Raw genomic sequence first — 24,325 nt, forward strand, 5'->3', positions numbered from 1 at the left:
CTGAATATATTTTTTGGAGGAATATCAAATGGACGCACTGAAAATCATTTCCCAGGCTTCCCTGCGGGAAGAAGTACCCCAGTTCAACATTGGCGACACCGTGCGGGTGGACGTAAACATCCGTGAAGGCGAGCGGGAGAGAATCCAGCAGTTTGAAGGCACCGTTATTGCCCGCAAAGGCAGCGGCATCAGTGAAACCTTTACAGTACGCCGCGTTTCTTATGGCGTTGGCGTGGAGCGGGTGTTCCCCCTGCATTCCCCCAATGTGAAGGCTGTGAAAGTCGTGCGCCGGGGCCGTGTGCGCCGTGCCAAGCTCTATTACCTGCGCAACCGTGTGGGTAAGGCCGCCAAGGTTAAAGAGCAGCTTAAGTAAGAAAAACCTGATAGCAAGGCAAAAAGGGACATCATGTCCCTTTTTTGTTATACTGGTTCAAAAACAGCGGAAAGGAGCGGTACTGAACGCTGAAAAGCGTATCTTGTGCCGCGGGGCAAACAGGATGGACGCACCGGAAAATGCACGCCAGCCCAATAGAATAAAAATCACTGCCAGCATTTTTCTGGACTGGGTGGAAGAACTGGTGATAGCTCTTACCATAATCGCTGTCATTTTCACCTTCTGTTTCCGAATCATTACGGTTTCTGGCACCTCTATGGTGCCAAACTATGAGGACGGGGACAGGATACTGGTGGTAAACGCCTTTACGCCTCCCAGGCAGGGGGAAGTGGTCGTAATTGTAAACGTGCTGGAGGAGCCTATTATCAAACGGGTAATAGCCACAGAGGGACAGACTGTGGACTTTGACTATGAGGCAAAGGCGGTTCTGGTAGACGGGAAGGCCCTGGACGAAACAGTCTTTGGGCTGGAAAACGGTATCACAGAATATCCATACACCTCTTTTGAGCTGGTAGATTTTCCCCAGACCGTACCTAAAGGCTGCATTTTTGTGCTGGGCGACAACCGGCCTGTGTCCGAGGACAGCCGGTATCAGATTATCGGCATGGTGGATATGCGGGATGTGCTTGGGAAAGCTGTTTTCCACGTGTTTCCCCTGCACAGATTCGGCCCAGCGCAGTGAAAGCGCATTATCATAAACAACCACTGGAAAGGATGGTTTTCATGGAGGATATACTACAGCCTATGGAAGGGCCAGAACAGCAGGAGAAAGCTTTTTGCAGTTCTGTGCTGGAATGGGTGGAAACTATCGTGTTCGCCATTATGCTGGTGTCGATTGTATTCACCTTTGCGGCAAGGGTTATTACGGTTGATGGGCGCTCCATGGAGCCGACATACCAACATGGGGATCGGGTGCTGGTTTCCGGCTTTGCAGGAGAGATAGGCCGGGGGGATGTAGTTATTATCGTCCATGCCCTGCAAGAACCCATTATCAAGCGGGTAGTTGCCACAGAAGGGCAGGTTGTAGACTTCGATCCGGCGGCAGGAGAGCTGACTGTTGACGGCACGCCTGTAAAGGGCGAAGCCTTTGGCTTGGAAAACGGCATCACCTTTGTGCCGGATGCGCCCGGGCAGGTGCTGGATTTTCCCCAGACTGTGCCGGAAAACTGCGTGTTTGTACTGGGGGACAACCGGGGCAATTCCACAGACAGCCGCTTTCTCTCTGTAGGCATGGTGGATCACCGGAACATACTGGGGAAGGTCGTATTTAACCTCTATCCCTTCTCCAAGTTGGGCAGGCCCTCCTGAGGCGCATACCCGGCATAGAAACAAACTTGTACCTTTTATGGACAACTCGTAAGGCAGTTTGGCTTTACAAAGCAGAAAGGAGAGCGCAGATGGGCGAAGTGATGTCAGTACAGTGGTTCCCAGGCCATATGGCGAAAACCCGCCGGAAAATCGCGGAAGATTTAAAGCTGGTGGACGTGGTGGCGGAAATTTTAGACGCGCGCATTCCCCAAAGCAGTTCAAACCCCGTACTGCGGGATATTATCCGATCCAAGCCCCGCGTGGTGCTTTTAAATAAAAGCGATATGGCAGATCCCAGCGAAACGGCTAAATGGGTGGCCCGCTATCAGCAGCAGGGGCTGAAGGCCATTCCCATTGAGAGCAAAACGGGCAAGGGCATCCCTGCCTTTTACAATGGGGCGCGCCAGGTGCTGGCAGAGCAGATTGCCGCCTGGGAGCGCAAAGGCATGGTGGGCAGGCCCATCCGGGTGATGGTGCTGGGGGTGCCCAATGTGGGCAAGTCCTCCTTTATCAACCGCATAATGGGCAAAGGCGGCGGGAAAGCCGAGGTGCGGGACAAGCCCGGCGTCACCCGGCAAAACCGCTGGTTCGCCGTAGGCAGGGGCTTCGAGCTTTTGGATACCCCAGGAGTGCTCTGGCCCAAATTTGAAGATCCCATTGTAGGGGAGCATCTAGCCTTTACAGGGGCTGTGAAAGACGAAATCCTGGACTTGGAGGGCCTTGCCTGCCGCCTGCTGGAGCTTTTGCAAACCCGCTATCCCAAATGCCTGGAGCAGCGGTACAAGCTGCAGCTTGATCCCCAAAGACCTCTGCAGGGATATGAGCTGTTAGAGCGCATTGGGCGCAACAGGGGCATGCTGGTTTCCGGCGGGGAAATCAACACCGAACGGGCCGCCATCACCCTGCTGGACGAATACCGGGGCGGAAAGCTTGGCCCCATAACCTTAGAACCCGCTTGAAAACAACGGATAAAGGAGGAAAGGGCAGTGGACTGGTACGCCTATGAAAAGCAGGCAATATCCCAGGGATGCCGGGCTGTCTGCGGCATAGATGAAGCGGGGCGGGGGCCTTTAGCGGGGCCTGTGTGCGCCGCCGCCGTTATCCTGCCTGTGGACTGCGAACTCCCCGGGCTGGATGATTCCAAAAAGCTGACAGAGAAAAAACGGGAACTGCTTTTCCCCCTCATCACCCAAAAGGCACTGGCCTATGGCATCGGATGGGCAGACGAGGAGGAAATTGACCGTCTCAATATCCTGCGGGCCACTTTTCAGGCTATGGCCCGGGCTGTAGAAGCCCTGAAGCTCCCGCCGGACTGGGCTATGGTGGATGGCAACCGCATGCCGCCCCTGCCCATCCCCGGGGAAACCATTGTCAAAGGTGACGCAAAGTCTGCCAGCATTGCGGCAGCCTCTATTTTAGCCAAGGTAAGCCGGGACAGGGTGCTGTGCCAGATGGATGCACAATATCCCCAATATGGCTTTGCCAAGCACAAAGGATACGGCACAAAGGCCCATTATGAGGCCATTAAGGCCTATGGGGTGCTGCCAGTACATAGAAAAAGCTTTCTGAAAAACCTGGGAGAGAAATAGGAACAGCTATGGAGAAGAAGCAGTCCGGCAGCTTGGGGAAGCTTGCAGAAGATTTCGTTGCCCAGCGGTTAGCGGAAGAGGGCTGCAAAATTCTTAAGCGGAATTACCGCACCCGCTTAGGGGAAATAGATATTGTCGCCCAAAAGGACGGATGGATCCTCTTTGTAGAGGTGAAAGCCCGCAAAGCGGGAAGCATGGTTTCCCCGCTGGAGGCAGTAACGCGGAGCAAGCAGAAAAAGCTTCTGCTCGCCGCAGGACAGTATCTGGCGGAAAATCCGGCTCCATGGCAGCCCAGATTTGACGTGGCGGCTGTGTATATGCAGGCAGGGCGGATAGTAAAAATGGAGTATCTGGAAAATGCTTTTACAGCATAAGGAGGGGATATCCTTGCGTTATTTCGACCTGCACTGCGACACCATGACAGAGTGCTTCCTGCACGACAAGCACCTGAAGGAAAACGATCTCCACGTAAACCTGCAAAAGGCGCAGGCCATGGAAACTTATGCCCAGTGTTATGCGGTGTGGATCCCAGACAGCCTGCGGGGGGACGCTGCTTTCCAGCGGTTCTGCGAAATTGCAGACCGCTTTCAGGAGGAGGCAGCGGCAAACCGAGAGCCGCTTTCTGTCTGCCGGCAGCCCGGAGACTTGGCCCAGGCTGCCGCAAAGAAAAAGCACGCCGCTGTACTGACAGTGGAAAACGGCGCGGCACTGGGGGGAAAGCTGGAGAACATCCAGGCCTTCCGGGACAGGGGCGTGAAAATGTGTACGCTGACATGGAACGGGGAAAATGAATTGGGCCGGGGCGTGGGGGCAGAAGGCAATACCGGGCTTTCAGATTTTGGCAGGCAGGCTGTGAAAGGCCTGGAGGAAGCCGGCATTGTGATAGATCTTTCCCACGCAAGCCCGGCGCTTTTTTACGATGTTGCAGAGATTTCCCAAAAGCCTTTGGCTGCGTCCCACTCCAACGCCAAGTCTGTGTGCTCCCATCCCCGGAACCTGACAGATGAGCAGTTTTGCATTATACGGGATTCCGGCGGGCTGGTGGGGCTGAATTTCTATAAAGCTTTCCTGCATGATGAACCGGAAATAGCTTCCATGGAGGACGTTTTGCGCCATGCGGAGCACTTCCTCGCCCTTGGCGGCGAAAACACCCTTGCCATGGGCGGCGACTGGGACGGCGCGGCCCTGCCAAAAGACATGGCAGACGGGCTGGGGGCTGTCCCCAGGCTGTATGAGCTGTTCTTAAAACACAATTACTCGGAAAGCCTGGTAAAGAAAATTTTTTATGAAAACGGGGCCTGCTTTTTCCAAAAACAGAATTTGCTTTGACAGAACGCCAAAAGTGCGGTATAGTATTGGGGTGTAATTTCCCAGGCCTCCAAGATGCCGGGAATGAAAAATAACAAGTGTGGGTGATATGGATGCGCTATAAAAGCACCAGGAATTCTAAGCTTTCCCTGCTGGCTTCGCAGGTTATAGCCCAGGGAATCTCGGAGGAAGGCGGGCTGTTTGTGCCAGAATGCCTGCCGCAGGTGAAAGAAAAGCTGCCTTTATGGCGGGATATGGATTACCGAAGCCTTGCGAAGGTTGTTTTTGCGGAATTTTTAACAGATTTTTCTCTGGAAGAACTGGACGAGTGCGTGGAAAAGGCGTATGCCCCCGCCAAATTCGGGGGAGGAGAACCTGTGAAGCTTGTCCCCTTGCCGAATTCCCCAGGCAATGAACATCTATTAGAGTTGTGGCATGGCCCCACCTGTGCTTTTAAGGACATGGCACTGCAAATCCTGCCCCATTTCCTCACAAAATCCATGGGGAAATCAGCGGCAGGGAAAACAGCCGTCATCCTGGTAGCCACCTCCGGAGATACGGGCAAAGCTGCGTTAGAGGGTTTTAAGGACGTGCCGGGCACGAAAATCATGGTGTTTTATCCCAAAGACGGGGTCAGCCCTATGCAGAAGCGCCAGATGGCCACCCAGGAAGGGGAAAACGTGGGTGTCTGCGCCATAGAGGGGAACTTTGATGACGCGCAAACCGCAGTAAAAACCATCTTTACCGATCAAGGCATGAAGCAGGCGCTTTTGGATAAGGGAATGCTGTTCTCCAGCGCCAATTCCATCAACTGGGGCCGCCTGCTGCCGCAGATTGTCTATTATTTCTATTCTTATTTGGAACTGCACCGCACAGGCCGCATATCTTCCCTGGAAGAGCCGATAAATATTGTGGTGCCCACCGGGAATTTTGGCAATATTCTGGCGGCTTATTATGCCAGCCGCATGGGCCTTCCCGTAAAAAAGTTTGTCTGTGCCTCCAACCGCAACAAGGTGCTGGCAGACTTCATCCGCACAGGCGTGTATGATCGCCGCCGGGAGTTTTTCGCCACCTCCTCGCCTTCCATGGATATCCTCATCTCCAGCAACCTGGAGCGGCTGTTGTATGCTTTATCCGGGGAAGACAGCCAGGCTTTAACCGGCTGGATGGAGGAACTTGCCCAAAAGGGCGTGTATGAAGTCAGCCCGCTGGTAAAGGAAAAGCTGCAAGCCCTCTTCTATGGCGGCTTCTGCGATGAGGAGGCCACAGCCCAAACAGTGCGCCGCACCTGGGAGCAGGAAGGCTATCTCTGTGACACCCACACATCAGTGGCCTTAGACGTATACCGGCAGTATATAGAGGAAACTGGGGACGGGGAAACGCCTGCCATTATCGCCTCCACTGCCAGTCCTTATAAATTTACACAGCATGTGCTGGGCGCGTTGGAACCCCTTGAAACGATGGAAGAATTTGAAAACCTCCGCCGCCTGGAGGAACTGACCCGTACCAGCGCTCCCCGGCAGCTTCTTGCTCTGCGCGACAAGGGAATTCGCTTTACAGAAATCGTCCCTAAAGAGCAAACGGCTGCCGCTGTACGCCGTATGCTGGGGATAGGGTAAGATTATCAAGAAAGGAAGATACGGGACTGTCTGTATCACGGGAACGTGGGAAAATGGCTTTATTTGTAATAGCAGATCTGCATTTGTCCCTGGGGACAGACAAACCCATGGACGTTTTCCGAGGCTGGCAGGATTATGTGCAGCGCCTGGAAGAAAACTGGCGGGGCACAGTGGCTGAAACAGATACGGTAGTCATTGCCGGGGATATTTCCTGGGCCATGAAGCTGGAAGATACCGGCAAGGATTTTGCCTTTATCAATTCCCTGCCCGGGCAAAAGCTGCTCCTAAAAGGCAATCACGATTACTGGTGGTCTACCCGGAACAAAATAGACCGCTTTTTCCTGGAAAACGGTTGGGACACCTTACACATTTTGCATAACTGCGCCTACAGGGTAGGCGATAAAGCCATTTGCGGCACCCGGGGATGGCTCTATAACTCGGAAACCGAGGAAGACAGGAAAATTGTCAGCCGGGAGGCAGGCAGGCTTTTGTCCTCCATTGAGCAGGCAAAGACCCTGGGGGGAGAGCTGGTGGCTTTCCTCCATTACCCGCCGGTATATGATAATATGGAGTGCCGGGAACTGCTGGAAATCCTTTGGGAAAACCAGATCCGCCACTGCTATTTTGGCCATATCCATGGGCAGTATGCCGCCAAAAAAGTTCTGGCAGGCAGCTACCGGGGTGTGGAGATGCATTTGATTTCTTGCGATTATGTAAACTTCGCCCCTGTACGCATCCCATAAACGGCAAATTTTATGTGAAAAAACCGAATTTTTCACGATTTTCCTGCAAGAATTTGCAGTCCAGATATAGATTCCTGCGCTTGTCTATGCTATAATATTCACAAGCGGCTATTTTGCAATACTTAAATTTTATCAGGATACCAGGCGGCCCGTCCCGTTTCTGGTATGAAGTCAAAACGCCCGGCTAAGTCTATTGTGAGAGGAAAAAGTAAAATGAATTTAAAAGCTACCAACAACGTGGAAACCAACAAATACCAGTTGCAGATTGAGGTCACCCCCGAAGAATTTAACAAGACCCTGGACGCTGTGTTCAAGGCGGAAAGCAAAAAGCTGAATATCCCCGGCTTCCGCAAAGGCAAGGCGCCCCGGGCTTTTGTAGAAAAGTATTACGGCGAGGAAGTGTTCTTTGATGCCGCTGTTGACCGGCTGTACCGCTCCATCGTCATGGAAGCCATCGACCAGTCCAAGCTGGAGGTAGTCAGCATTGGAGACTTTAAAATCGACGAAATCAGCAAGGCGGCTGGCGTGCAGTGTACGCTGACGGTTATCACAAAGCCCGAGGCCTCCATTGAAGGATACAAGGGCATTGAAGTCACCCGGGAGCCTGTTGTGGTAACAGAAGGGGACATCAACAGCGAGCTGGAGCGGGTTCGGGAGCGTAATTCCCGGATGATCACAGTAGAAGGCCGCGCGGCGGAAAACGGCGACATTGCTGTAATCGACTTTGACGGCTATGTAGATGACAAGCAGTTTGACGGAGGCAAGGCGGAGAACTACGAGCTGACCCTGGGCGCCGGGCAGTTTATCCCTGGCTTTGAGGATCAGATCGTGGGCCACAGCACAGGGGAGGACTTTGACGTAAACGTGACCTTCCCGGAGGATTACCATGCTGAGGAGCTGAAAGGGAAGGCGGCTGTTTTCAAAATCAAGCTGCATGAGTTAAAGACAAAGGAACTGCCCGAGGTAGACGATGAATTTGTAAAGGATGTCAGCGAATTTGACACCTTGGAGGAATATAAGAAGGATATTGAAAAGAAGCTGCTGGAGCGCCGGGAAAAGGCCGCAGATGCCGATGTGGAGAACCAGCTTATTGACGCGGTTATTGAAAAGGTGCAGGCGGAAATCCCGGATGAGATGGTAGAAAACGAGGTGGATGAAATCATCAACGCCTTTGCCCAGCGCCTGCAGTCCCAGGGCCTGAAGCTGGAGACTTACCTCCAGTATACCAATATGACCACCGACGATCTCCGCGCCCAGTATAAGCCCCAGGCAGACCGGCAGGTAAAGGTGCGGCTGGGCCTTGAAAAAATCGCCCAGTTAGAGGGCATCAAGCCCACAGACGAGGAGTGCGAGGAAGAACTGAAGCGCCTGTCCGAAGCGTATGGGATGCCCCTGGAGAACGTCAAGGGCCTGGTGAACATGGATATGGTCAGCGCAGACCTGGCAAACCAGAAGGCTGTAGAGTTTGTGCGTGCCAACGCTGTCATCAAAGAGCCGGAAGCTGGGGAAGAATAACAGGAAAAATAAGGCAGAAATGCCTTTTGCTGGCATAATTTTTCTGAAACCGAATAAATCTTATTGCCTGCTTTCATACTAATTTAGGCTGAAGGCCTGTTTGGAGTGATTTGCTTTCAAAAGGGCCTCTGGAAAGGAGCTAATCAATATGAGCCTGGTGCCATATGTTGTGGAACAGACCAACCGGGGCGAGCGGTCTTACGACATTTTCTCCCGCTTGCTCAATGACCGGATCGTTATGCTTAACGAGGATGTGAACAGCGCGTCTGCTGGTGTTATTGTGGCGCAACTTCTGTACCTGGAAGGGCAGGATCCGGAAAAGGACATCTCCCTGTATATCAACAGCCCTGGCGGCGTTATTACCGACGGCATGGCCATTTATGACACCATGCAGTATATCAAGTGCGATGTGTCTACTATCTGCATTGGCATGGCAGCCAGTATGGGTTCCTTCCTGCTGGCTGCGGGGACGAAGGGCAAACGTTTTGCCCTTCCAAACAGCGAAATCATGATACACCAGCCCAGCGGCGGCGCACAGGGGCAGGCCACGGATATCAGTATCCATGCCGACCATATCCTGCGCACCAAGAAGCGCCTGAACACCATCCTGTCCCAGCGCACAGGCCAGCCCATTGAGGTCATCGAGCGGGACACTGAGCGGGATAACTTTATGACAGCCCAGCAGGCACTGGAGTACGGCCTTATCGACAAGGTTATAGAATCGAGATAACAGAAAGGGTGTGGACAGATGGCGGGAATCAATGAAAGTGAAATCTGCTGTTCTTTCTGCGGAAAGCCGCAGGCTGTAGCAACCCGTCTGATAGCAGGCTCCGGGGTGTATATCTGCGATGCTTGCGTCAGGCTGTGTATGTCCATTATAGAGGATGAGGATCGGCTGAAAAAGGGCAGAAGCGACGAAAAGGAAGTGGGCATCCTGCTGCCAAAGCCACAGGAAATTAAGCGGAAGCTGGATGAATACGTGGTGGGGCAGGAGAGCGCTAAAATCGCTTTGTCCGTAGCGGTTTACAACCACTATAAGCGCATCTATTTTTCCAATGACGATGTGGAGCTGTCTAAAAGCAACGTCATGCTTTTAGGACCCACCGGCGTGGGCAAAACCTATCTGGCCCAGACCCTTGCAAAGCTTTTAGACGTACCCTTTGCCATCGCGGATGCCACCACCCTGACAGAAGCGGGCTATGTGGGCGAGGATGTGGAAAACATCCTGCTGCGGCTTATCCAGGCGGCAGACTATGATATCTTCAAGGCAGAGCGGGGCATTATCTATATCGACGAAATCGACAAAATTTCCCGCAAGTCGGAAAACACCTCCATCACCCGGGATGTCAGCGGCGAGGGGGTGCAGCAAGCCCTGCTGAAAATTCTGGAAGGCACCACTGCCAGTGTGCCGCCCAAAGGCGGGCGTAAGCATCCCCAGCAGGAAGCCATTAACATCGACACCTCCAACATCCTCTTCATCTGCGGCGGTGCCTTTGACGGCCTGGAAAAAATTGTCCAGCAGCGCTCTGCGTCCACCACCTTAGGCTTTGGCGGGGAAGTCCACGGGAAAAAGGAACTGGATTCCATTAACTGGATGAAGGATGTAACCCCCCACGATCTGGTAAAATACGGCCTTATCCCTGAGCTTGTAGGCCGTATCCCGGTTATCACATCCTTGGAGGGCTTGGACGAAGAGTCCCTAGTGCGCATTTTGCGGGAACCGAAAAATTCCCTCTTGAAGCAGTACCAGAAGCTGTTTGACCTTGACAAGGTGGATCTGGAGTTTACGGAAGAAGCCCTGCGTTCCGTTGCCAGACAGACTCTGGAGCGCAAAACAGGCGCCCGGGGCTTGCGATCCATTTTGGAAGGGGTTTTAATGCCCATGATGTATAAGGTTCCCAGCGACTACACCATTGAAAAGGTAAAAATTACAAAGCAGATGGTAGAGGACGGCATGGAGCCGGAAATCCTGTACAACAAGGACAGAAAACCCGTTAAAATCAAAATCACCCAGCCTAAGCGGCGTGACCGCAGAGACTCGGTATCATAAATAAGGTAGCGAAAAAGGCTGTTGCCGGCATGGTTCCCGGTCGCAGTCTTTCGCTGGTTTTAGGAGATCATCATGCAAAATTTTACAGATGAAAATAACAAGATAGAAAACAACTTGGTTTTGCCGGTTCTGGCTGTGCGCGGGCTGGTGTTTTTCCCCGGTATGATGCTGCAGTTTGACATTTCCCGAAAAAAATCCGTACTGGCAGCATCCGAATCTATCGTCAATGACAGGCTGATTTTTCTAGTCTCCCAGGTGCATATGGAGGATGGAGAACCGGTAGGGGATGACCTGTACCGGGTAGGCGTCATTGCCCGCATCAAACAGGTGGTACACCACTCAGAAGAAGGGGCAAAGCTTCATGTAGAGGGGCTGTGCCGGGGGGAAATCACCTCTTTTGTGCAGGAAGAGCCTTATCTGCTGGGAAACATTGTAAAATGCCCTATGCTCACCTATAAAAAGTCCTACAAGTCTGAAGCTCTCATCCGTATTGTCCACGAGCGCTTTGACGAATATCTGCGCCTGTTTAAGCATGTGCCCCCGGATGTGCTGCTGGGCGTGCTCCAGGAAAAGGACTGCGGCAGGCTTGCGGACTACATTGCCTCCAACATTTCCATCGACTTCGAGCGCAAGCAGTATATTTTAGACGAGCTGCGGCCCCTAAAGCGTATGCAGAAACTGATTGACGTGCTGACCGAGGAAATCCAGATTCTGGCTGTAGAAAATGAAATCAATCAGAAGGCCCAGGCCCAGATGGATGAAAACCAGCGGGAATATTTCTTAAAGGAACAGATGCGGGCCATTGCCAATGAACTGGGGGAAGAGGACGACCCTCAGCAGGAGTCAGATGAACTTCGGAAAAAGGTGCGCGCCCTGCAGCTTTCCAAGGTCTGCGAGGAAAAGCTTCTAAAGGAATGCAATAAGCTGTACCATATGCCCTCCGGCTCCCACGAGGCCAGTGTCATCCGGCTGTATCTGGACACCTGCCTGGAGCTGCCCTGGCGGAAATCTTCCAAGGAAAAGCTGGATTTAACCCGCGCCCAGCGGATTCTGGATCAGGATCATTATGGGCTTGTAAAAGTCAAGGAGCGGTTTATTGAAATCCTGGCAGTGAAAAGCCTTGCGCCTTTACAAAATGGACAGATCATCTGCCTGGTTGGTCCTCCGGGCGTGGGCAAAACCTCCATCGCCCGTTCCATTGCCCGGGCCACCGGACGCAAATATGTGCGGGTGTCCTTGGGAGGCGTCAGCGATGAAGCAGAAATCATGGGTCACCGCAAAACCTATGTAGGCTCCATGCCTGGCCGTATTATCAACGCTGTGAAGCAGGCAGGAGTGAACAACCCCCTTATCCTGCTGGACGAAATTGACAAACTGGGTACGAACTTCAAGGGGGATCCCGCTTCCGCCTTGCTGGAGGTGTTGGATCCGGAGCAGAACGGGGAGTTTACCGACCATTATATTGACATGCCCTTTGACTTGAGCCATGTGCTTTTTATCACCACGGCAAACGATGCCTCCCGCATCCCCGGCCCGCTGTATGATCGTATGGATATTATCGAGCTGGGCAGCTATACGCTGGAGGAAAAGTTAAATATTGCTACCAAGCATCTGGTGAAAAAGCAGCTTACAAAGCATGGCATTAAGGCCCGGCAGTTAAAGTTCAGCAAAGCGGCCCTCCGGCAGATCATCGAAGGCTACACCCGGGAGGCTGGCGTGCGCACACTGGAGCGCACCATTGCTTCCGTCTGCCGGAAAACAGCTAAAAAAATTGTGCTGGATCCGGAGTTTTCCAGCGTTTCTGTAAAGCCCGAAGATCTGGAAGAGCTGCTCGGCCCCCGGAAATATACCCAGGATCGCCTGCCCAGTGAAAATATGGTGGGCCTTGTCAACGGGCTGGCCTGGACCAGCGTGGGAGGGGAGCTTTTGCCCCTGGAAGTGGCTGTTATGGAAGGCACAGGCAAAATCCAGCTTACTGGCTCTTTGGGGGATGTGATGAAGGAATCCGCCAACGCGGCCATCACCTGCATCCGCACCCGGGCCGGCGCTTTGGGCATTTCTCCCAAATTTTATGAAAAGTGTGATATACATATTCACGCTCCGGAGGGCGCAGTGCCCAAAGACGGCCCTTCTGCCGGCATCGCCATGGCCACTGCTATCACTTCGGCCTTAACCGCCATACCTGTGCGGCGGGATATAGCCATGACAGGGGAAATCACTTTACAGGGCCGCGTGCTGCCCATCGGCGGCCTGAAGGAAAAAGCCATGGCAGCCTATAAAAACGGCATAAAGACTGTGCTTATTCCCATTGACAATGTGCCGGATCTGGCAGAAATAGATGAAGTTGTAAAGAAAAATGTATGCTTTATCCCAGTAAAACGAGTAGATACCGTACTGGAAAACGCTTTACAGTGTATGCCCCGGCCCATCCAGCCGGAGGGACAGGCCATTTCCGAGGAAATCCCCCTGCACCCAGCTCCCGCTGACCACTATGTAGAGCCTGCCAGAGTGTAAAGTAAAGGAGCTTACCAGTGGATTTTCAACATGTAGAATTTGAATTTGCAGCAGGACGCAAAGACCAGTTGCCCGCCTCCAATTTACCAGAGATCGTGTTTTCCGGCAAGTCCAATGTGGGGAAATCCTCCCTTTTAAACCGCTTGGTGAACCGCAAGGCCCTTGCCCGGGTGAGCGCCACGCCGGGCAAAACCGCCACCATCAATTTTTACCGTCTGGTGGGCTGCTGTTTTGTGGACTTGCCCGGCTATGGGTATGCAAAGGTTTCTAAAAGCGAAAAAGAGCGCTGGGCCTCCCTGGTGGAGGGATATTTTGCCCAGCAGCGCCAAATTGCCCTGGTTATCCAGCTTATTGACATGCGCCACAAGCCCTCTGCCAATGACCTGCAGATGATAGATTTTCTGCAGGGAATGGGCGCGCCTTTTGCTGTGGTCTGCACCAAATCCGACAAGCTGAATAAAGGGGAGACAACGGCTCAAACCCAGCTTTTTTCTGATTTGCTAACCCCTTTAGGCATCCCCTTTTATCCTTTCTCCGCGGTAAAAGGAGTCGGGCTGGAAGAGGTGCGGGAACTGATTGCAAAGGCTGTAGAGACGTATGCGGACATGTAATTTTTGATTGTGCGAAAGGATGATGAGATTGCTTTCTCCCTGCCTTGAAATAAACGAGAGGGGACGGCTGGCTATCAGCGGATGTGATGCCGTAGAGCTTGCCGGGCAGTATGGCACACCCCTTTATGTGATGAGCGAGGACGAAGTACGCCGGGTTTGCAAAAGCTATGTGCAATCCTTCCAGAAATTTTATGGGGGCCATGGCCGCCCTATCTATGCCAGCAAGGCCTTTAGCTGCAAGGAAATTTACCGTATTGTGGTAAGCGAAGGCCTGGACGTGGAAGTGGTTTCCGGCGGTGAACTGTACACAGCCCTGCAAGCAGGAGTGCTGCCCCAGCATATCCATTTCCAGGGGAATAATAAGTCTGCCGGAGAGATAGCCTTTGCCGTTGAAAACGGCGTGGGAGACATTGTGGTGGACAGCTTTTCCGAACTGCGGCTTGTAGAGCGCATTGCGGAGGGCAATAACGCTGTGGTCAACATTTCCCTGCGTATCAAGCCGGGCATAGATGCCCACACCCACGACTTTATCCGCACCGGGCAGATTGATTCCAAATTCGGCATCGACTTGGCAAGCGGCGAAGCCCTGGAGGCGGTGCGCCAAAGCCTTTCCCTGGAGCATGTAAGCTTAAAGGGGCTGCACTGCCACATCGGCTCCCAGATTTTTGAAGTGGAGCCTTTTGTACACGCCGCTGAAGTCATGCTGGAGTTATTCGGGCAGATAAAGTCCCAATTTGGCGTGGAACTGGAGCATTTGAACCTGGGCGGCGGTTTTGGGGTGCGCTACACCCAGCGGGATGATGCCCTTCCCTATGAACGCTATATGGAAGCTGTGTCCCAGATGGTACACAAGAAGTGTAAAGATTTAGGCCTTGACCAACCTGAAATTTACATTGAACCAGGCCGATCTGTGGTGGCGGAAGCAGGCATCACCTTGTATACTGTGGGCGCCATCAAGGAGATTCCCGGTGTGCGCAATTATGTTTCCATTGACGGGGGCATGTTTGAGAATCCCCGCTATGCCCTCTATCAGGCCGATTACACCTGCCTGCTTGCCAATAAGGCAAACGCGCCTGCGGATTACATTGCCACAGTAGCAGGAAAATGCTGTGAGAGCGGCGATCTGATCCAGGAGCACACGCCTATTCAGCGCCCAGAGGAAGGGGACATCCTGGCAGTGCTCACCACTGGGGCCTATAATTATTCCATGGCCTCAAACTATAACCGCAATCCCCGGCCAGCCTGTGTTATGGTGTCCCAAGGGGAGTCCCGTATCATCATCAAAGGGGAGACCTATGAGGACTTGGTGCGCAATGACGTATAAGGGGCGGCATAATGGGCTATAGATATTTGTTTTTTGATGTGGACGGCACGCTGTTAGATTTTGGACGTGCCTATGCCTGCGCCCAAAAAGCCATTGCGGAGAAGCTTAACGCCGCGTATACGCCGGAATATATTTCTTTAGATGAAAAATTAAGCTGGAAAATCTGGGACGAGTTTGGCTTGGACAATACCTCGAATCAAGACATCCAGGCAAATTACCACCGCTATTATTATGCGTATCTCCAGCGGCATTTTACATGCCTCGCACAGACCCTGGGGTGGGGCGGGGATATAGACGAACTGGTGGAATGTTACCTGGAGCACGTAGCCTTGTCCTGCGATTTTATGGAAGAGGATACCTTTGATATCTTCAGGCAGCTTTCCGCAAGCCATAAGCTGGTGCTGGCCACTAACGGCGTCACCCGGGTGCAAAGGCCCCGAGTGGAAAAACTCCTGCCTTATACGGAGGCTGTGTTCATTTCCGAGGAAATAGGCTGTATCAAGCCGGGAAAGACATTTTTTAAAGAAATGCTCGTATCCCTTAGGTGCAGCCCGGAGGAGTGCCTGATGGTGGGCGACTCCCTTTCCAGCGATATTGCAGGCGCTGTGGCTATTGGGATTCCCGCCTGCTGGTATAATCCCAGAGGAAAGCAGCCGCCCCAGGACATTGCGCCTGCCTATATTATCTGCAGCCTGCGGGAGCTGGAGCGGGTTTTGTCCTGATGCCATAAAATCCACAGACTTTGAACTTTACTTTTCTGCTTTTCTGTGTTAAAATGATAAACCAGTGGGAACCGTGTGAAAACAGGGAGATAAGAACATACCGGGCGCAGAAAGCCTGCAGGTTTTAAAATTTTTCATGGAAAGAAAGGACGGCGCAGAGATGAACGCGAAATTGCAGGACGGTAACATAGATTTTCTTTTCCAGGCAGTACTGTCGCTGGAAACGCCAGAGGAGTGCTACCGCTTTTTTGACGATCTGTGTACAGTGCCAGAGCTGAAATCCATGTCCCAGCGTCTGGCTGTGGCAAAGATGCTCAGCGACAAGCAGGTATACAGCGACATTGTGGCGAAAACAGGAGCTTCCACCGCCACCATCAGCCGGGTAAACCGCTCTCTGAATTACGGCAGCGACGGCTATGAATTGGTGTTCAGCCGGCTGGGAAAAGAGAGGAAGCAGGAATAAGCCTATGGGAAGCTACGCGGTTTTTGCCCAGTTTTACGATGCCCTAACCGCCAACGTGGGCTATAAGGAGCGGGCGGAATATTTCCTTTCCCTCTTAGAGCGGTTGGGGCATACGCCCGGCCTTACATTGGATTTGGCCTGCGGCACAGGCTCCCTGACTCTGGAGCTGTTCCGCAGGGGCGTGGATATATACGGCATAGACGCTTCTGTGGAGATGCTTTCAGAGGCCCGGATGAAATGCGCCCAGGCAGGGGCGGACATCCTGTTTCTGTGCCAGAAAATGCAGGAAATGGACTTGTACGGGACAGTGGATACGGTTATCTGCTCTTTAGACAGCCTGAACCATTTAAGCGGCAGGGAAGAGGTGCAGCAGGCCTTTGGCAGGGTTTCCTTTTTTATGAATCCCGGAGGGTATTTTTTATTTGACCTGAACACCCTCTACAAACACGAAAAGGTGCTGGGGAACAATACCTTTGTCTATGATATAGGGCAGGTCTACTGTGTATGGCAGAACCGCTGCATCCCAGGCTCTGGGCGTGTGGACATCCAGTTGGATTTTTTCCAGCGGGAGGGGAAGCTGTACCGCCGCAGCCGGGAGCACTTTTCCGAGTCTGCCTACCCGCTGGAAGAAGTATTTGCCATGCTGGGAAAGGCAGGTTTCGGAAATATCCAGGTGTATGACGAGCTAACGTTTCAGCCGCCCCGGGAGGACAGCCAGCGGCTGGTGTTTGCCGCGCAAAAATTGAAATGAGGGGAGAAAACCCAAACCATATGGACAGGATTATCCGCACCATCACTTCCGATGGGAGCCTGATGGCTTCCGCTATCGACTCCACAGAGCTTGTATACACAGCCCAGCAGCTCCACGGGCTTTCCAAAACAGCCTGCGCGGCTTTAGGCAGGCTGCTGACAGGCGCATCCCTTATGGGCGCCATGCTGAAAAAGGATGATGCCGCCCTAACCCTGAAGGTAAACGGCGGAGGGCCTTTAGGCGCCCTTGTAGCCCTTTCAGACAGCCGGGGCAACGTGCGCGGCTATGTGGACAATCCTCAGGTGGAACTGCCCATCCGCCAAGACGGAAAAATAGATGTGGGCGGCGGCGTAGGCCATGAAGGCCGCCTGGCAGTTATACGCGACTTAGGGGAGGGCGACCCTTATATCGGGCAGACAGCCCTTGTAAGCGGTGAAATAGCCGAGGACATCACCCAGTATTATGCCATCAGCGAGCAGGTGCCCACAGTGTGTGCCTTAGGTGTGCTGGTGGACAGAGAAAAGGGCGGGGCGCTGCTTTCTGGCGGGCTGCTGATTCAGGTGCTGCCCGGGGCAGAGGAAGCCGCAGTCAAGCAACTGGAAGCCAATATCGCCAAGCTGGATTCCGTAACCACCATGCTGGCAAAGGGGCTTTCCCTGGAGGAAATGTGCCAGAAGGCTCTGGACGGCTTTGCCATGGAGGTTTTAGACGAGTTTCAGATACACTATGTGTGCAATTGTAGCAAAGAGCGTTTTGCAAAGGGCCTTCTGACCTTAGGCCCTCAGGAAATCCGTACCCTTCCTTTGGACAGCCAGGGCAGGGTGGAAACTGTATGCCAGTATTGCAGCCGGAAATATTACTTTACAAAAGAGGAACTAGAGTCCCTGGCAGAGCAGGCGGCAGGCAGTTTAAAAAAAGAAAAATAAATTTTGAAAAACCCCTTGACATTTGACGGAAAATCCTGTAATATATAGAGCGTCGCTGGTAGACAGCGCAAGCGCCGCTTAAGCGGTACTTAGGATGTGTGGGAGATGGGGGCATAGCTCAGCTGGTTAGAGCACCTGCCTTACAAGCAGGGGGTCATAGGTTCGAGTCCTATTGTCCCCACCATACACATGTTTTACTTAGGTAATCTGGCCCGGTAGTTCAGTTGGTTAGAACGCTAGCCTGTCACGCTAGAGGTCGACGGTTCGAGCCCGTTCCGGGTCGCCATATTTGCCTCTGTAGCTCAGTTGGTAGAGCAGGGGACTGAAAATCCCCGTGTCATTGGTTCGATTCCGATCGGAGGCACCATTTGCGGGCGTAGCTCATCTGGTAGAGCGCCACCTTGCCAAGGTGGAGGTAGCGAGTTCGAGCCTCGTCGTCCGCTCCACAAGATGTGAAAAGACGCTTCTTTCTTGGAGCGTCTTTTCCTAAACATTGGTGACATAGCCAAGTGGTAAGGCAAAGGTCTGCAAAACCTTCATTCCCCGGTTCAAATCCGGGTGTCACCTCCAGAAACGCTATGGATAGATGTCCATAGCGTTTTTCATTTTCTGTAAAGGTGGAAGCTTTATGCTGGAAAATATCCCGGACAGGGAAGAACTGGCGGCATTGCTTGGGCCAACGCTGTATGAGGTGTGGGCAGGCTTGTGCGCCGCAATTGACGCGAAATATGAAATGGAGCGGCTTTGGAACACAGGCGGCAAAAACTGGCAATATGAATATAAGTACCGCAGGGGCGGCAAGACCCTGTGCGCACTGTATGCCCGGGAAGGCTGTGCAGGGTTCATGGTAATTTTTGGCAAGGCCGAGCGGGATAAATTCGAGGCACTTCAAGACAGCTTCCCTGCACAGATACAAACAGCATACGCAAAGGCGCAGACTTTCCATGACGGAAAATGGGTTATGTTTGAGCCTGAAAGCACAGAATTGCTGGATGATTACGTGCGGCTCTTGGCAATCAAGCGGAAGCCGAATCGAAAATGAAACCCCTGTTTTGCGAAAGGAGCGTGTAAAGCTTATGCAGTTGGAAACAGAACGCCTTATCCTGCGGGAGATGGTTCCCAGCGACTTTGATGCCCTGTACAAGGTTTGGGGGGATAGGGATATCATGCAGCACTACCCCTATACCTTCGATGAAAAGCGGGTCAGGGAGTGGATCCAGCGGAACATGGAGCGGTATCAGATTTTTGGCTTTGGCCTATGGGCAGTCGTTTTGAAAGAGACGGGGGAAGTAATCGGTGACTGCGGCCTGACCATGCAGAACATCGGCAGCAAGATAAAGCCTGAGATTGGCTACCACATCCGCAAAGACCAGCAGCACAAAGGCTATGCCAAAGAGGCCGCCCGGGCCTGCCGGGACTGGGCCTTTGAAAATACCCCTTTTAACATGCTTTTTTCCTACATGAAATATACGAACATCGGCTCCTATTCCACTGCTATGGCTAACGGCATGCGCCTGTTAGAAGAGTTTGAGGACGATGTGAACACCATCACGAAGGTTTATGGCATCACCCGGGAGGAGTGGGAGCAGTGCCGGTAAAAGAATGGGGAATACCTACCCTGCTGGAAGCCTCGGATCCGGAGAGCGCTGCGGCCCTGTGCCGCCATTTAGGGTTTGGCTTTGTCGAACTGAACATGAACCTGCCCCAGTACCAGCAGTGGGACATGCCCTTGCTGCAAAGTGTAGCAGACAGGTATCAGGTCTATTTCACCATACACCTGGACGAAAAGTTGGATCTGTGTGATTTCAACCCCCTTGTGGCCCAGGCGTACCTGGACACCCTGTTGAAAACTATCTCCTTTGCCCGTAAGCTGCACATCCCTGTCTTAAACATGCACCTGTCAGAAGGCGTATACTTTACCCTGCCTGGGAAAAAGGCGTATCTCTATGAAATGTACCGGGAACATTTCCTGGGGCGGCTGGCAGAGGCCATTGCCCGGTGCGAGGAAGCCGCGGAAGGGGCGGTTTCCATCTGCCTGGAGAATACCGGGAATTTTAACAAACCCTTCCTCCAGGAGGCCCTGGAGCTGTTCCTCCAAAGCCCGCTCTTTGGGCTGACCTTCGATATCGGCCATAACCACAGCGCCGGGGACGTGGACAGGCCCTTTTTCCTTGCACATAAAGAACGGCTGCATCATTTCCACATTCATGACGCAATCGGTGGAAAAAACCATCTGCCCCTGGGCACAGGGGAAATTGATCTGCCCTGGCACCTGGCTCTTGCCGCTGAGAGAGACTGCCGGGCTGTGCTGGAGGTGAAAACCGCGCAGGCCCTGGCAGACTCGGCGGCATGGCTGCACAGGGAAGGCTTCCTGGAAAGAAAATAGATAGTACGAAAAATCATGAGAAAGGAACGATACCGGGCACAGCCTGTATCGCATGGCGATTAAAATGTATACAAAAAGCGATTTGCTGGCAGATATTAAAAACATGGGTGTCAACCCCCAAGGCGCTTTGCTCATCCATTCCTCCATGAAGGCCATCGGCCCAGTGGAGGGCGGTGCGGACACCGTCTTGGACGCTTGGTGCCAGTACATGGGGGAGGGGCTGCTCATTTTTCCCACCCACACCTGGAAATACATTGGGCAAGGCAAGGAGCAGAATGTGTTCGACTCCCGCACGCTTCCCTCCTGCGTAGGCATCCTGCCTGAGCTTTTCCGGCACAGGCCCGGCGTGGTGCGCTCCCTGCATCCCACCCATTCAGTAGCCGCCCTGGGAAAGGGGGCCGCGGCCTACACAGCCGGCGAGGAACAGGCCCACAGTCCCTGCCCCCGTGATGGCTGCTGGGGCAGACTGCTGGACTTGGACGCGGACATTCTCTTTTTAGGCTGCACCCTGCGCTCCAACACCTTTATTCATGGCGTAGAGGAGTGGGAAGGCATTCCGAACCGCCTTACAGAGGAAACCCGGCCCATCACTATTATAGGGCCTCAGGGCGAAGAATACCGCACAGACGCAAGGTTTCATTACTGCCCTGCTGGGGACGTTTCTGAAAACTATGACAAGCTGGAAAAGCCATTTTTAAAGCATGGGGCCATCCGGTATGGTACGTTTGGAGATGCCAAATGCATCATCGGCAACGCCCGTAAGATGCGGGAAACTGCCTGCGCGCTGCTGGAAAAAAATCCCGATCTTTTCCTGGACGCACAAGCGGTTCCTGAGGAATGGTATTGACAATTGCAGAGCCGGAAGGCGACAGCCTTTCTTGCGGTTCCTGCCTTGAATCCCACAAAATCCCCTTGAAAATCTACATATTCAACTTATGTTGGATACGCTCTAAGAAAGCGCCCAACCCCGCAAGGCTGGCGCTTTTCTTTTTTCCTCTTCTGGATTTTTGAAAAGAAAGAATAGGAAAAATATTCCCAGCATAGCTTGTATGGAAAGACTGTGAAACCTACAAGGCAAAGGGGAGAAGGCATGAAACGGAAGCTGGCATTTTGGGTGTTATTCTGCGGGGCGCTGGCGCTTTTCGGTATACAAACCATGGAAGCTTTTGGCGTGGTGTCCTTCCACGCCGATTTTTTCCAGAAAAAAGGAACCATTGTAGTGGACGCGGGCCATGGCGGCGAAGACGGCGGAGCCGTAGGCATAAACGGGGCGGTGGAAAAGGATATCAATTTAGCCATTGCCCTGGAGCTGGAAAAGTACTTAAAGCAGAATAATTTCAACGTCATCATGATCCGGGACACCGACAGCGCCGTAGGGGATCAAAGCCTTGGCACCATTGCCGAGAGAAAGCGCTCTGACACAAAAAAGCGTCTGCGCATAGTGGAGGAAACAGGGGAGTGCATTCTCATCAGCATCCACCAGAACCACTTTTCCGAAAGCAAGTACAGCGGCACCCAGGTGTTTTATTCCGGCGCCCGGGAAGAAAGCGGGGTGCTGGCAGAGGCTGTCCGGCAAAATATTGTAAGCGCCTTGCAGCCTGAAAACAAACGGGAAAACAAGCAGGCTGAAAAAAATATTTATCTGCTGTATAACTGCCATGTACCAGCTATTTTGGTAGAATGCGGCTTTTTGTCAAACCCCCAGGAGGCCGAAAAGCTGCAGACATCCTCCTACCAGAAGGAAATGGCGGCGGCTATCTATAACGGGCTGATAGACTATTTGCAGGCAAACCAGGATACCGGAAAGTAGCAGGGCAGCAACGGGCAGTTTGCAAATCCATGAAAATGTGATATAATGGCTGTAAAGAATGCTATTACACTTGACATATCATAAGGAATGAAAAAGCAATGGCAGCCAAAAGCAAAGTCATATACCAGTGTACCCAGTGTGGGTTTGAATCCCCCAAATGGGCAGGAAAATGCCCTTCCTGCGGGGAGTGGAACACCCTTCTGGAGACAGTGAAGGAACAGGAAAGCGCCCAGCGTGCGGCTGTAAAGCGGGCTGTAGGCGGCATGGCCTCCCGGGTAGTGCCTATCGGGGAAATCAGCACCACAGACGAGCACCGCTACCACACAGGCCTGTCCGAGCTGGACAGGGTGCTGGGCGGCGGCATCGTAAAAGGATCCCTTGTGCTGATAAGCGGCGATCCCGGCATTGGCAAATCCACCATCCTCCTGCAAATCTGCGAATACCTGGGGCAGAATCTGCGGGTGCTCTATGTGTCCGGGGAGGAGTCTGCCCGGCAAATCAAGCTGCGAGCCTCCCGGCTGGGGGTGCAAAGCCCGAACCTGATGATCCTGACGGAGACGGATATCCAGTACATAGTGGAACAAATCCGGGCCGAAAAGCCGGACTTGGTGATGATCGACTCCATCCAGACCATGAATTACACAGAGCTTTCCTCCTCGCCGGGCAGCATTACCCAGGTGCGGGAATGCACAAACGTGATGATGCGCTGTGCCAAAGCCCTGGACATCCCGGTTATTGTGGTGGGACATGTGAATAAGGACGGGGCCATTGCCGGGCCAAAGGTACTGGAGCATATTGTGGACGCTGTCCTTCTCTTTGAGGGCGACCGGCAGATGACCTACCGCATTTTGCGGGCAGTAAAAAACCGTTACGGCTCTACAAACGAGATTGGCGTGTTCGACATGGGAGAGAAGGGGCTGCAGCAGGTGGAGAACCCTTCCCTTGCCATGCTGTCCGGCAGGCCCAAAGATGCCTCCGGCACCTGCGTCACCGCTGTCATGGAAGGCTCCCGGCCTTTGCTTGCGGAGATACAGGGGCTTGCCACCACCTCAGGCTTTGGCACGCCCCGGCGCATGGCCACAGGCTTTGACAACAACCGCATGGCCCTGATTCTGGCTGTGCTGGAAAAACGGGCTGGCTTCTATTTTTCCAATTTAGACACATACCTGAACGTGGTGGGGGGCCTGCGGCTGGATCAGCCCTCTGTAGACTTGGCAGTAGCTGTGGCGCTGGTGTCCAGCCTGAAGGACATGCCCATTCGGGAAGATACTGTGGTGTTCGGGGAAATTGGCCTGGCAGGAGAACTGCGGAGCGTCAGCCACGTAGAACTGCGCATTGCGGAAATCAGCCGCCTAGGCTTCACTAGGTGTATCCTGCCTTACCATGGGCTGAAAAACGTGTCCAAAAGCAAGCTGGAAGGGCTGGAAGTTATCGGTGCCCGGAACATCCGGGAGGCTTTCCAGGCTGCCACTACATGAGCGCGCACACGCCGCGCCTGCCTTTCCGCCCGGCAAAGCTGGCGCTGGTTTCCGGGGAATATCCAGAACTGGCAGACAGCCTGAAGCGGCAGGGCATTACCCCTATTAAAACTTTGTTCGATTCCCGTTTGCCCGCTCCGCTGGGATACCATCCTGACATGCAAGTGTTCCTTTTTGAACGAGAAGCCTTTGTGTTAAGGAAAAGCGCTTTACAAGACAAGCTGTCCAGCCTGGGGCTTTCTGTAAAAGAAACCATTCGTCAGCCAGAAAGCCGGTATCCTTGCGATGTGCTGTGCAACGGCTTTGTATGGGACAAATGGCTGGTGGGGAATCCCCAAACGCTGGATGCAGGCATACAAAACGCGGCTCAAGCCAAGGGACTGGAACTGCTGCCAGTGCGGCAAGGATATGCGGCCTGCTCTGTAGCGCTGATAAACGAAAAGGCCTGCATAACTGCCGACGCAGGTATGGCAAAGGCCCTGGAAGCGAAAGGATTTTCTGTGCTGAAAATCCGGCCTGGCTTCATCAGACTGCCTGGCTATGACACTGGCTTCATTGGTGGATGCTGCGGCAAAGTCTCCGCTGATGTGCTGGCAGTTTCCGGCAGGCTGGAAAGCCATCCTGATGGAAAAGCTATCCGGGCTTTCTGCGAAAGCCGCGGCGTTTCCATTTGGGAGCTGACTCAAAATCCTCTTATAGATGTAGGCGGTATTTTGCCCTTGGCTTAATGCCAGGAGGGACGAGGGAGCCAGCACCTTTGAAAGGGGCTTTTTCCAAAAAGAGCAATTATACAAAATTGATATTTTGTATAATT

The 24,325-nt window shown here is 53.1% G+C and carries 26 protein-coding genes and 5 tRNA genes; all 31 read left to right on the top strand.

Going from position 1 to position 24,325, the window contains the following annotated elements:
- Positions 1–28: 28 nt before the first annotated feature.
- The 31 genes from rplS (at position 29) to VSQ30_RS08335 (ending at position 24,239) form a co-directional block, all read left to right on the top strand.
- The gene (gene rplS / locus VSQ30_RS08185) at positions 29–373 is read left to right on the top strand and encodes a 50S ribosomal protein L19 (protein WP_160641381.1); all 345 of its coding nucleotides are present in this window, start codon (positions 29–31) and stop codon (positions 371–373) included.
- 124 nt (positions 374–497) lie between these two features.
- Positions 498–1,076: a signal peptidase I gene (lepB, locus tag VSQ30_RS08190; RefSeq protein ID WP_334463293.1), complete on the top strand. Its 579-nt coding sequence runs from the start codon at positions 498–500 to the stop codon at positions 1,074–1,076.
- A 41-nt stretch (positions 1,077–1,117) separates the two neighbouring features.
- On the top strand, positions 1,118–1,702 hold the full coding sequence (gene lepB, locus VSQ30_RS08195; RefSeq protein ID WP_334463295.1) for a signal peptidase I: 585 nt from the start codon (positions 1,118–1,120) through the stop codon (positions 1,700–1,702).
- A gap of 89 nt (positions 1,703–1,791) precedes the next feature.
- A complete protein-coding gene (gene ylqF, locus VSQ30_RS08200; RefSeq protein ID WP_160641378.1) occupies positions 1,792–2,661 on the top strand; it encodes a ribosome biogenesis GTPase YlqF in 870 nt (289 codons plus the stop codon).
- Between the two features lie 27 nt (positions 2,662–2,688).
- Positions 2,689–3,291, top strand: coding sequence for a ribonuclease HII (rnhB, locus tag VSQ30_RS08205; protein ID WP_334463299.1), 603 nt, complete (start codon positions 2,689–2,691; stop codon positions 3,289–3,291).
- Between the two features lie 8 nt (positions 3,292–3,299).
- Positions 3,300–3,665, top strand: coding sequence for a YraN family protein (locus tag VSQ30_RS08210; RefSeq protein ID WP_334463301.1), 366 nt, complete (start codon positions 3,300–3,302; stop codon positions 3,663–3,665).
- Between the two features lie 13 nt (positions 3,666–3,678).
- Positions 3,679–4,620: a dipeptidase gene (locus VSQ30_RS08215; RefSeq protein WP_334463303.1), complete on the top strand. Its 942-nt coding sequence runs from the start codon at positions 3,679–3,681 to the stop codon at positions 4,618–4,620.
- Positions 4,621–4,712: 92 nt separating this feature from the next.
- A complete protein-coding gene (gene thrC, locus VSQ30_RS08220; RefSeq protein WP_334463305.1) occupies positions 4,713–6,218 on the top strand; it encodes a threonine synthase in 1,506 nt (501 codons plus the stop codon).
- A gap of 53 nt (positions 6,219–6,271) precedes the next feature.
- Positions 6,272–6,961: a metallophosphoesterase gene (locus tag VSQ30_RS08225; protein ID WP_334463307.1), complete on the top strand. Its 690-nt coding sequence runs from the start codon at positions 6,272–6,274 to the stop codon at positions 6,959–6,961.
- A 213-nt stretch (positions 6,962–7,174) separates the two neighbouring features.
- A complete protein-coding gene (gene tig, locus VSQ30_RS08230; RefSeq protein ID WP_334463309.1) occupies positions 7,175–8,476 on the top strand; it encodes a trigger factor in 1,302 nt (433 codons plus the stop codon).
- Between the two features lie 148 nt (positions 8,477–8,624).
- Positions 8,625–9,206 carry an ATP-dependent Clp endopeptidase proteolytic subunit ClpP gene (gene clpP, locus VSQ30_RS08235; protein WP_160641372.1) on the top strand — a complete coding sequence of 194 codons (582 nt, stop codon included), beginning with the start codon at positions 8,625–8,627 and terminating at the stop codon, positions 9,204–9,206.
- An 18-nt stretch (positions 9,207–9,224) separates the two neighbouring features.
- Positions 9,225–10,526, top strand: coding sequence for an ATP-dependent Clp protease ATP-binding subunit ClpX (gene clpX / locus VSQ30_RS08240; RefSeq protein ID WP_160641371.1), 1,302 nt, complete (start codon positions 9,225–9,227; stop codon positions 10,524–10,526).
- 72 nt (positions 10,527–10,598) lie between these two features.
- Positions 10,599–13,040: an endopeptidase La gene (gene lon, locus VSQ30_RS08245; protein WP_334463314.1), complete on the top strand. Its 2,442-nt coding sequence runs from the start codon at positions 10,599–10,601 to the stop codon at positions 13,038–13,040.
- A 17-nt stretch (positions 13,041–13,057) separates the two neighbouring features.
- The gene (gene yihA, locus VSQ30_RS08250; RefSeq protein ID WP_334463316.1) at positions 13,058–13,651 is read left to right on the top strand and encodes a ribosome biogenesis GTP-binding protein YihA/YsxC; all 594 of its coding nucleotides are present in this window, start codon (positions 13,058–13,060) and stop codon (positions 13,649–13,651) included.
- Between the two features lie 19 nt (positions 13,652–13,670).
- Positions 13,671–14,975 carry a diaminopimelate decarboxylase gene (lysA, locus tag VSQ30_RS08255; protein WP_334463318.1) on the top strand — a complete coding sequence of 435 codons (1,305 nt, stop codon included), beginning with the start codon at positions 13,671–13,673 and terminating at the stop codon, positions 14,973–14,975.
- A gap of 11 nt (positions 14,976–14,986) precedes the next feature.
- Positions 14,987–15,697: an HAD family hydrolase gene (locus VSQ30_RS08260; protein WP_334463320.1), complete on the top strand. Its 711-nt coding sequence runs from the start codon at positions 14,987–14,989 to the stop codon at positions 15,695–15,697.
- 160 nt (positions 15,698–15,857) lie between these two features.
- Positions 15,858–16,160: a YerC/YecD family TrpR-related protein gene (locus VSQ30_RS08265; protein ID WP_160641366.1), complete on the top strand. Its 303-nt coding sequence runs from the start codon at positions 15,858–15,860 to the stop codon at positions 16,158–16,160.
- Between the two features lie 4 nt (positions 16,161–16,164).
- On the top strand, positions 16,165–16,911 hold the full coding sequence (locus tag VSQ30_RS08270) for a class I SAM-dependent DNA methyltransferase (protein WP_334463324.1): 747 nt from the start codon (positions 16,165–16,167) through the stop codon (positions 16,909–16,911).
- Positions 16,912–16,931: 20 nt separating this feature from the next.
- The gene (hslO, locus tag VSQ30_RS08275) at positions 16,932–17,837 is read left to right on the top strand and encodes an Hsp33 family molecular chaperone HslO (RefSeq protein ID WP_334463326.1); all 906 of its coding nucleotides are present in this window, start codon (positions 16,932–16,934) and stop codon (positions 17,835–17,837) included.
- 107 nt (positions 17,838–17,944) lie between these two features.
- Positions 17,945–18,021, top strand: a tRNA-Val gene (locus VSQ30_RS08280).
- 25 nt (positions 18,022–18,046) lie between these two features.
- Positions 18,047–18,123: transfer RNA gene (locus VSQ30_RS08285), tRNA-Asp, on the top strand.
- A 5-nt stretch (positions 18,124–18,128) separates the two neighbouring features.
- Positions 18,129–18,204 (top strand) — tRNA-Phe (locus VSQ30_RS08290).
- Between the two features lie 3 nt (positions 18,205–18,207).
- A tRNA-Gly gene (locus VSQ30_RS08295) sits at positions 18,208–18,283 on the top strand.
- A 49-nt stretch (positions 18,284–18,332) separates the two neighbouring features.
- Positions 18,333–18,407: transfer RNA gene (locus VSQ30_RS08300), tRNA-Cys, on the top strand.
- 58 nt (positions 18,408–18,465) lie between these two features.
- The gene (locus tag VSQ30_RS08305; RefSeq protein ID WP_334463329.1) at positions 18,466–18,879 is read left to right on the top strand and encodes a DUF3788 domain-containing protein; all 414 of its coding nucleotides are present in this window, start codon (positions 18,466–18,468) and stop codon (positions 18,877–18,879) included.
- A gap of 34 nt (positions 18,880–18,913) precedes the next feature.
- The gene (locus VSQ30_RS08310) at positions 18,914–19,435 is read left to right on the top strand and encodes a GNAT family N-acetyltransferase (RefSeq protein WP_334463331.1); all 522 of its coding nucleotides are present in this window, start codon (positions 18,914–18,916) and stop codon (positions 19,433–19,435) included.
- A complete protein-coding gene (locus tag VSQ30_RS08315; RefSeq protein ID WP_334463332.1) occupies positions 19,426–20,223 on the top strand; it encodes a sugar phosphate isomerase/epimerase family protein in 798 nt (265 codons plus the stop codon). Before VSQ30_RS08310 ends, VSQ30_RS08315 begins: the two co-directional genes overlap by 10 nt.
- Positions 20,224–20,275: 52 nt before the next feature.
- The gene (locus VSQ30_RS08320; RefSeq protein ID WP_334463333.1) at positions 20,276–21,070 is read left to right on the top strand and encodes an AAC(3) family N-acetyltransferase; all 795 of its coding nucleotides are present in this window, start codon (positions 20,276–20,278) and stop codon (positions 21,068–21,070) included.
- Positions 21,071–21,313: 243 nt separating this feature from the next.
- Positions 21,314–22,033 carry an N-acetylmuramoyl-L-alanine amidase gene (locus tag VSQ30_RS08325; protein WP_334463334.1) on the top strand — a complete coding sequence of 240 codons (720 nt, stop codon included), beginning with the start codon at positions 21,314–21,316 and terminating at the stop codon, positions 22,031–22,033.
- 98 nt (positions 22,034–22,131) lie between these two features.
- Positions 22,132–23,511: a DNA repair protein RadA gene (gene radA / locus VSQ30_RS08330; RefSeq protein ID WP_334463335.1), complete on the top strand. Its 1,380-nt coding sequence runs from the start codon at positions 22,132–22,134 to the stop codon at positions 23,509–23,511.
- The gene (locus tag VSQ30_RS08335; protein ID WP_334463337.1) at positions 23,508–24,239 is read left to right on the top strand and encodes a DUF6873 family GME fold protein; all 732 of its coding nucleotides are present in this window, start codon (positions 23,508–23,510) and stop codon (positions 24,237–24,239) included. The genes radA and VSQ30_RS08335 overlap by 4 nt, the downstream gene beginning before the upstream one ends.
- Positions 24,240–24,325: the final 86 nt, after the last annotated feature.

It is taken from the genome of Acutalibacter sp. JLR.KK004 (genome assembly GCF_036941085.1).
GTDB lineage: Bacteria > Bacillota > Clostridia > Oscillospirales > Acutalibacteraceae > Acutalibacter.

What these genes read in the sequence shown, in the direction of transcription:
- rplS (WP_160641381.1), top strand. Translation starts at nt 29, where the DNA reads ATGGACGCACTGAAAATCATTTCCCAGGCTTCCCTGCGGGAAGAAGTA.
- lepB (WP_334463293.1), top strand. Translation starts at nt 498, where the DNA reads ATGGACGCACCGGAAAATGCACGCCAGCCCAATAGAATAAAAATCACT.
- lepB (WP_334463295.1), top strand. Translation starts at nt 1,118, where the DNA reads ATGGAGGATATACTACAGCCTATGGAAGGGCCAGAACAGCAGGAGAAA.
- ylqF (WP_160641378.1), top strand. Translation starts at nt 1,792, where the DNA reads ATGGGCGAAGTGATGTCAGTACAGTGGTTCCCAGGCCATATGGCGAAA.
- VSQ30_RS08210 (WP_334463301.1), top strand. Translation starts at nt 3,300, where the DNA reads ATGGAGAAGAAGCAGTCCGGCAGCTTGGGGAAGCTTGCAGAAGATTTC.
- thrC (WP_334463305.1), top strand. Translation starts at nt 4,713, where the DNA reads ATGCGCTATAAAAGCACCAGGAATTCTAAGCTTTCCCTGCTGGCTTCG.
- VSQ30_RS08225 (WP_334463307.1), top strand. Translation starts at nt 6,272, where the DNA reads ATGGCTTTATTTGTAATAGCAGATCTGCATTTGTCCCTGGGGACAGAC.
- tig (WP_334463309.1), top strand. Translation starts at nt 7,175, where the DNA reads ATGAATTTAAAAGCTACCAACAACGTGGAAACCAACAAATACCAGTTG.
- clpP (WP_160641372.1), top strand. Translation starts at nt 8,625, where the DNA reads ATGAGCCTGGTGCCATATGTTGTGGAACAGACCAACCGGGGCGAGCGG.
- clpX (WP_160641371.1), top strand. Translation starts at nt 9,225, where the DNA reads ATGGCGGGAATCAATGAAAGTGAAATCTGCTGTTCTTTCTGCGGAAAG.
- lon (WP_334463314.1), top strand. Translation starts at nt 10,599, where the DNA reads ATGCAAAATTTTACAGATGAAAATAACAAGATAGAAAACAACTTGGTT.
- lysA (WP_334463318.1), top strand. Translation starts at nt 13,671, where the DNA reads ATGATGAGATTGCTTTCTCCCTGCCTTGAAATAAACGAGAGGGGACGG.
- VSQ30_RS08260 (WP_334463320.1), top strand. Translation starts at nt 14,987, where the DNA reads ATGGGCTATAGATATTTGTTTTTTGATGTGGACGGCACGCTGTTAGAT.
- VSQ30_RS08265 (WP_160641366.1), top strand. Translation starts at nt 15,858, where the DNA reads ATGAACGCGAAATTGCAGGACGGTAACATAGATTTTCTTTTCCAGGCA.
- VSQ30_RS08270 (WP_334463324.1), top strand. Translation starts at nt 16,165, where the DNA reads ATGGGAAGCTACGCGGTTTTTGCCCAGTTTTACGATGCCCTAACCGCC.
- hslO (WP_334463326.1), top strand. Translation starts at nt 16,932, where the DNA reads ATGGACAGGATTATCCGCACCATCACTTCCGATGGGAGCCTGATGGCT.
- VSQ30_RS08305 (WP_334463329.1), top strand. Translation starts at nt 18,466, where the DNA reads ATGCTGGAAAATATCCCGGACAGGGAAGAACTGGCGGCATTGCTTGGG.
- VSQ30_RS08310 (WP_334463331.1), top strand. Translation starts at nt 18,914, where the DNA reads ATGCAGTTGGAAACAGAACGCCTTATCCTGCGGGAGATGGTTCCCAGC.
- VSQ30_RS08320 (WP_334463333.1), top strand. Translation starts at nt 20,276, where the DNA reads ATGGCGATTAAAATGTATACAAAAAGCGATTTGCTGGCAGATATTAAA.
- VSQ30_RS08325 (WP_334463334.1), top strand. Translation starts at nt 21,314, where the DNA reads ATGAAACGGAAGCTGGCATTTTGGGTGTTATTCTGCGGGGCGCTGGCG.
- radA (WP_334463335.1), top strand. Translation starts at nt 22,132, where the DNA reads ATGGCAGCCAAAAGCAAAGTCATATACCAGTGTACCCAGTGTGGGTTT.
- VSQ30_RS08335 (WP_334463337.1), top strand. Translation starts at nt 23,508, where the DNA reads ATGAGCGCGCACACGCCGCGCCTGCCTTTCCGCCCGGCAAAGCTGGCG.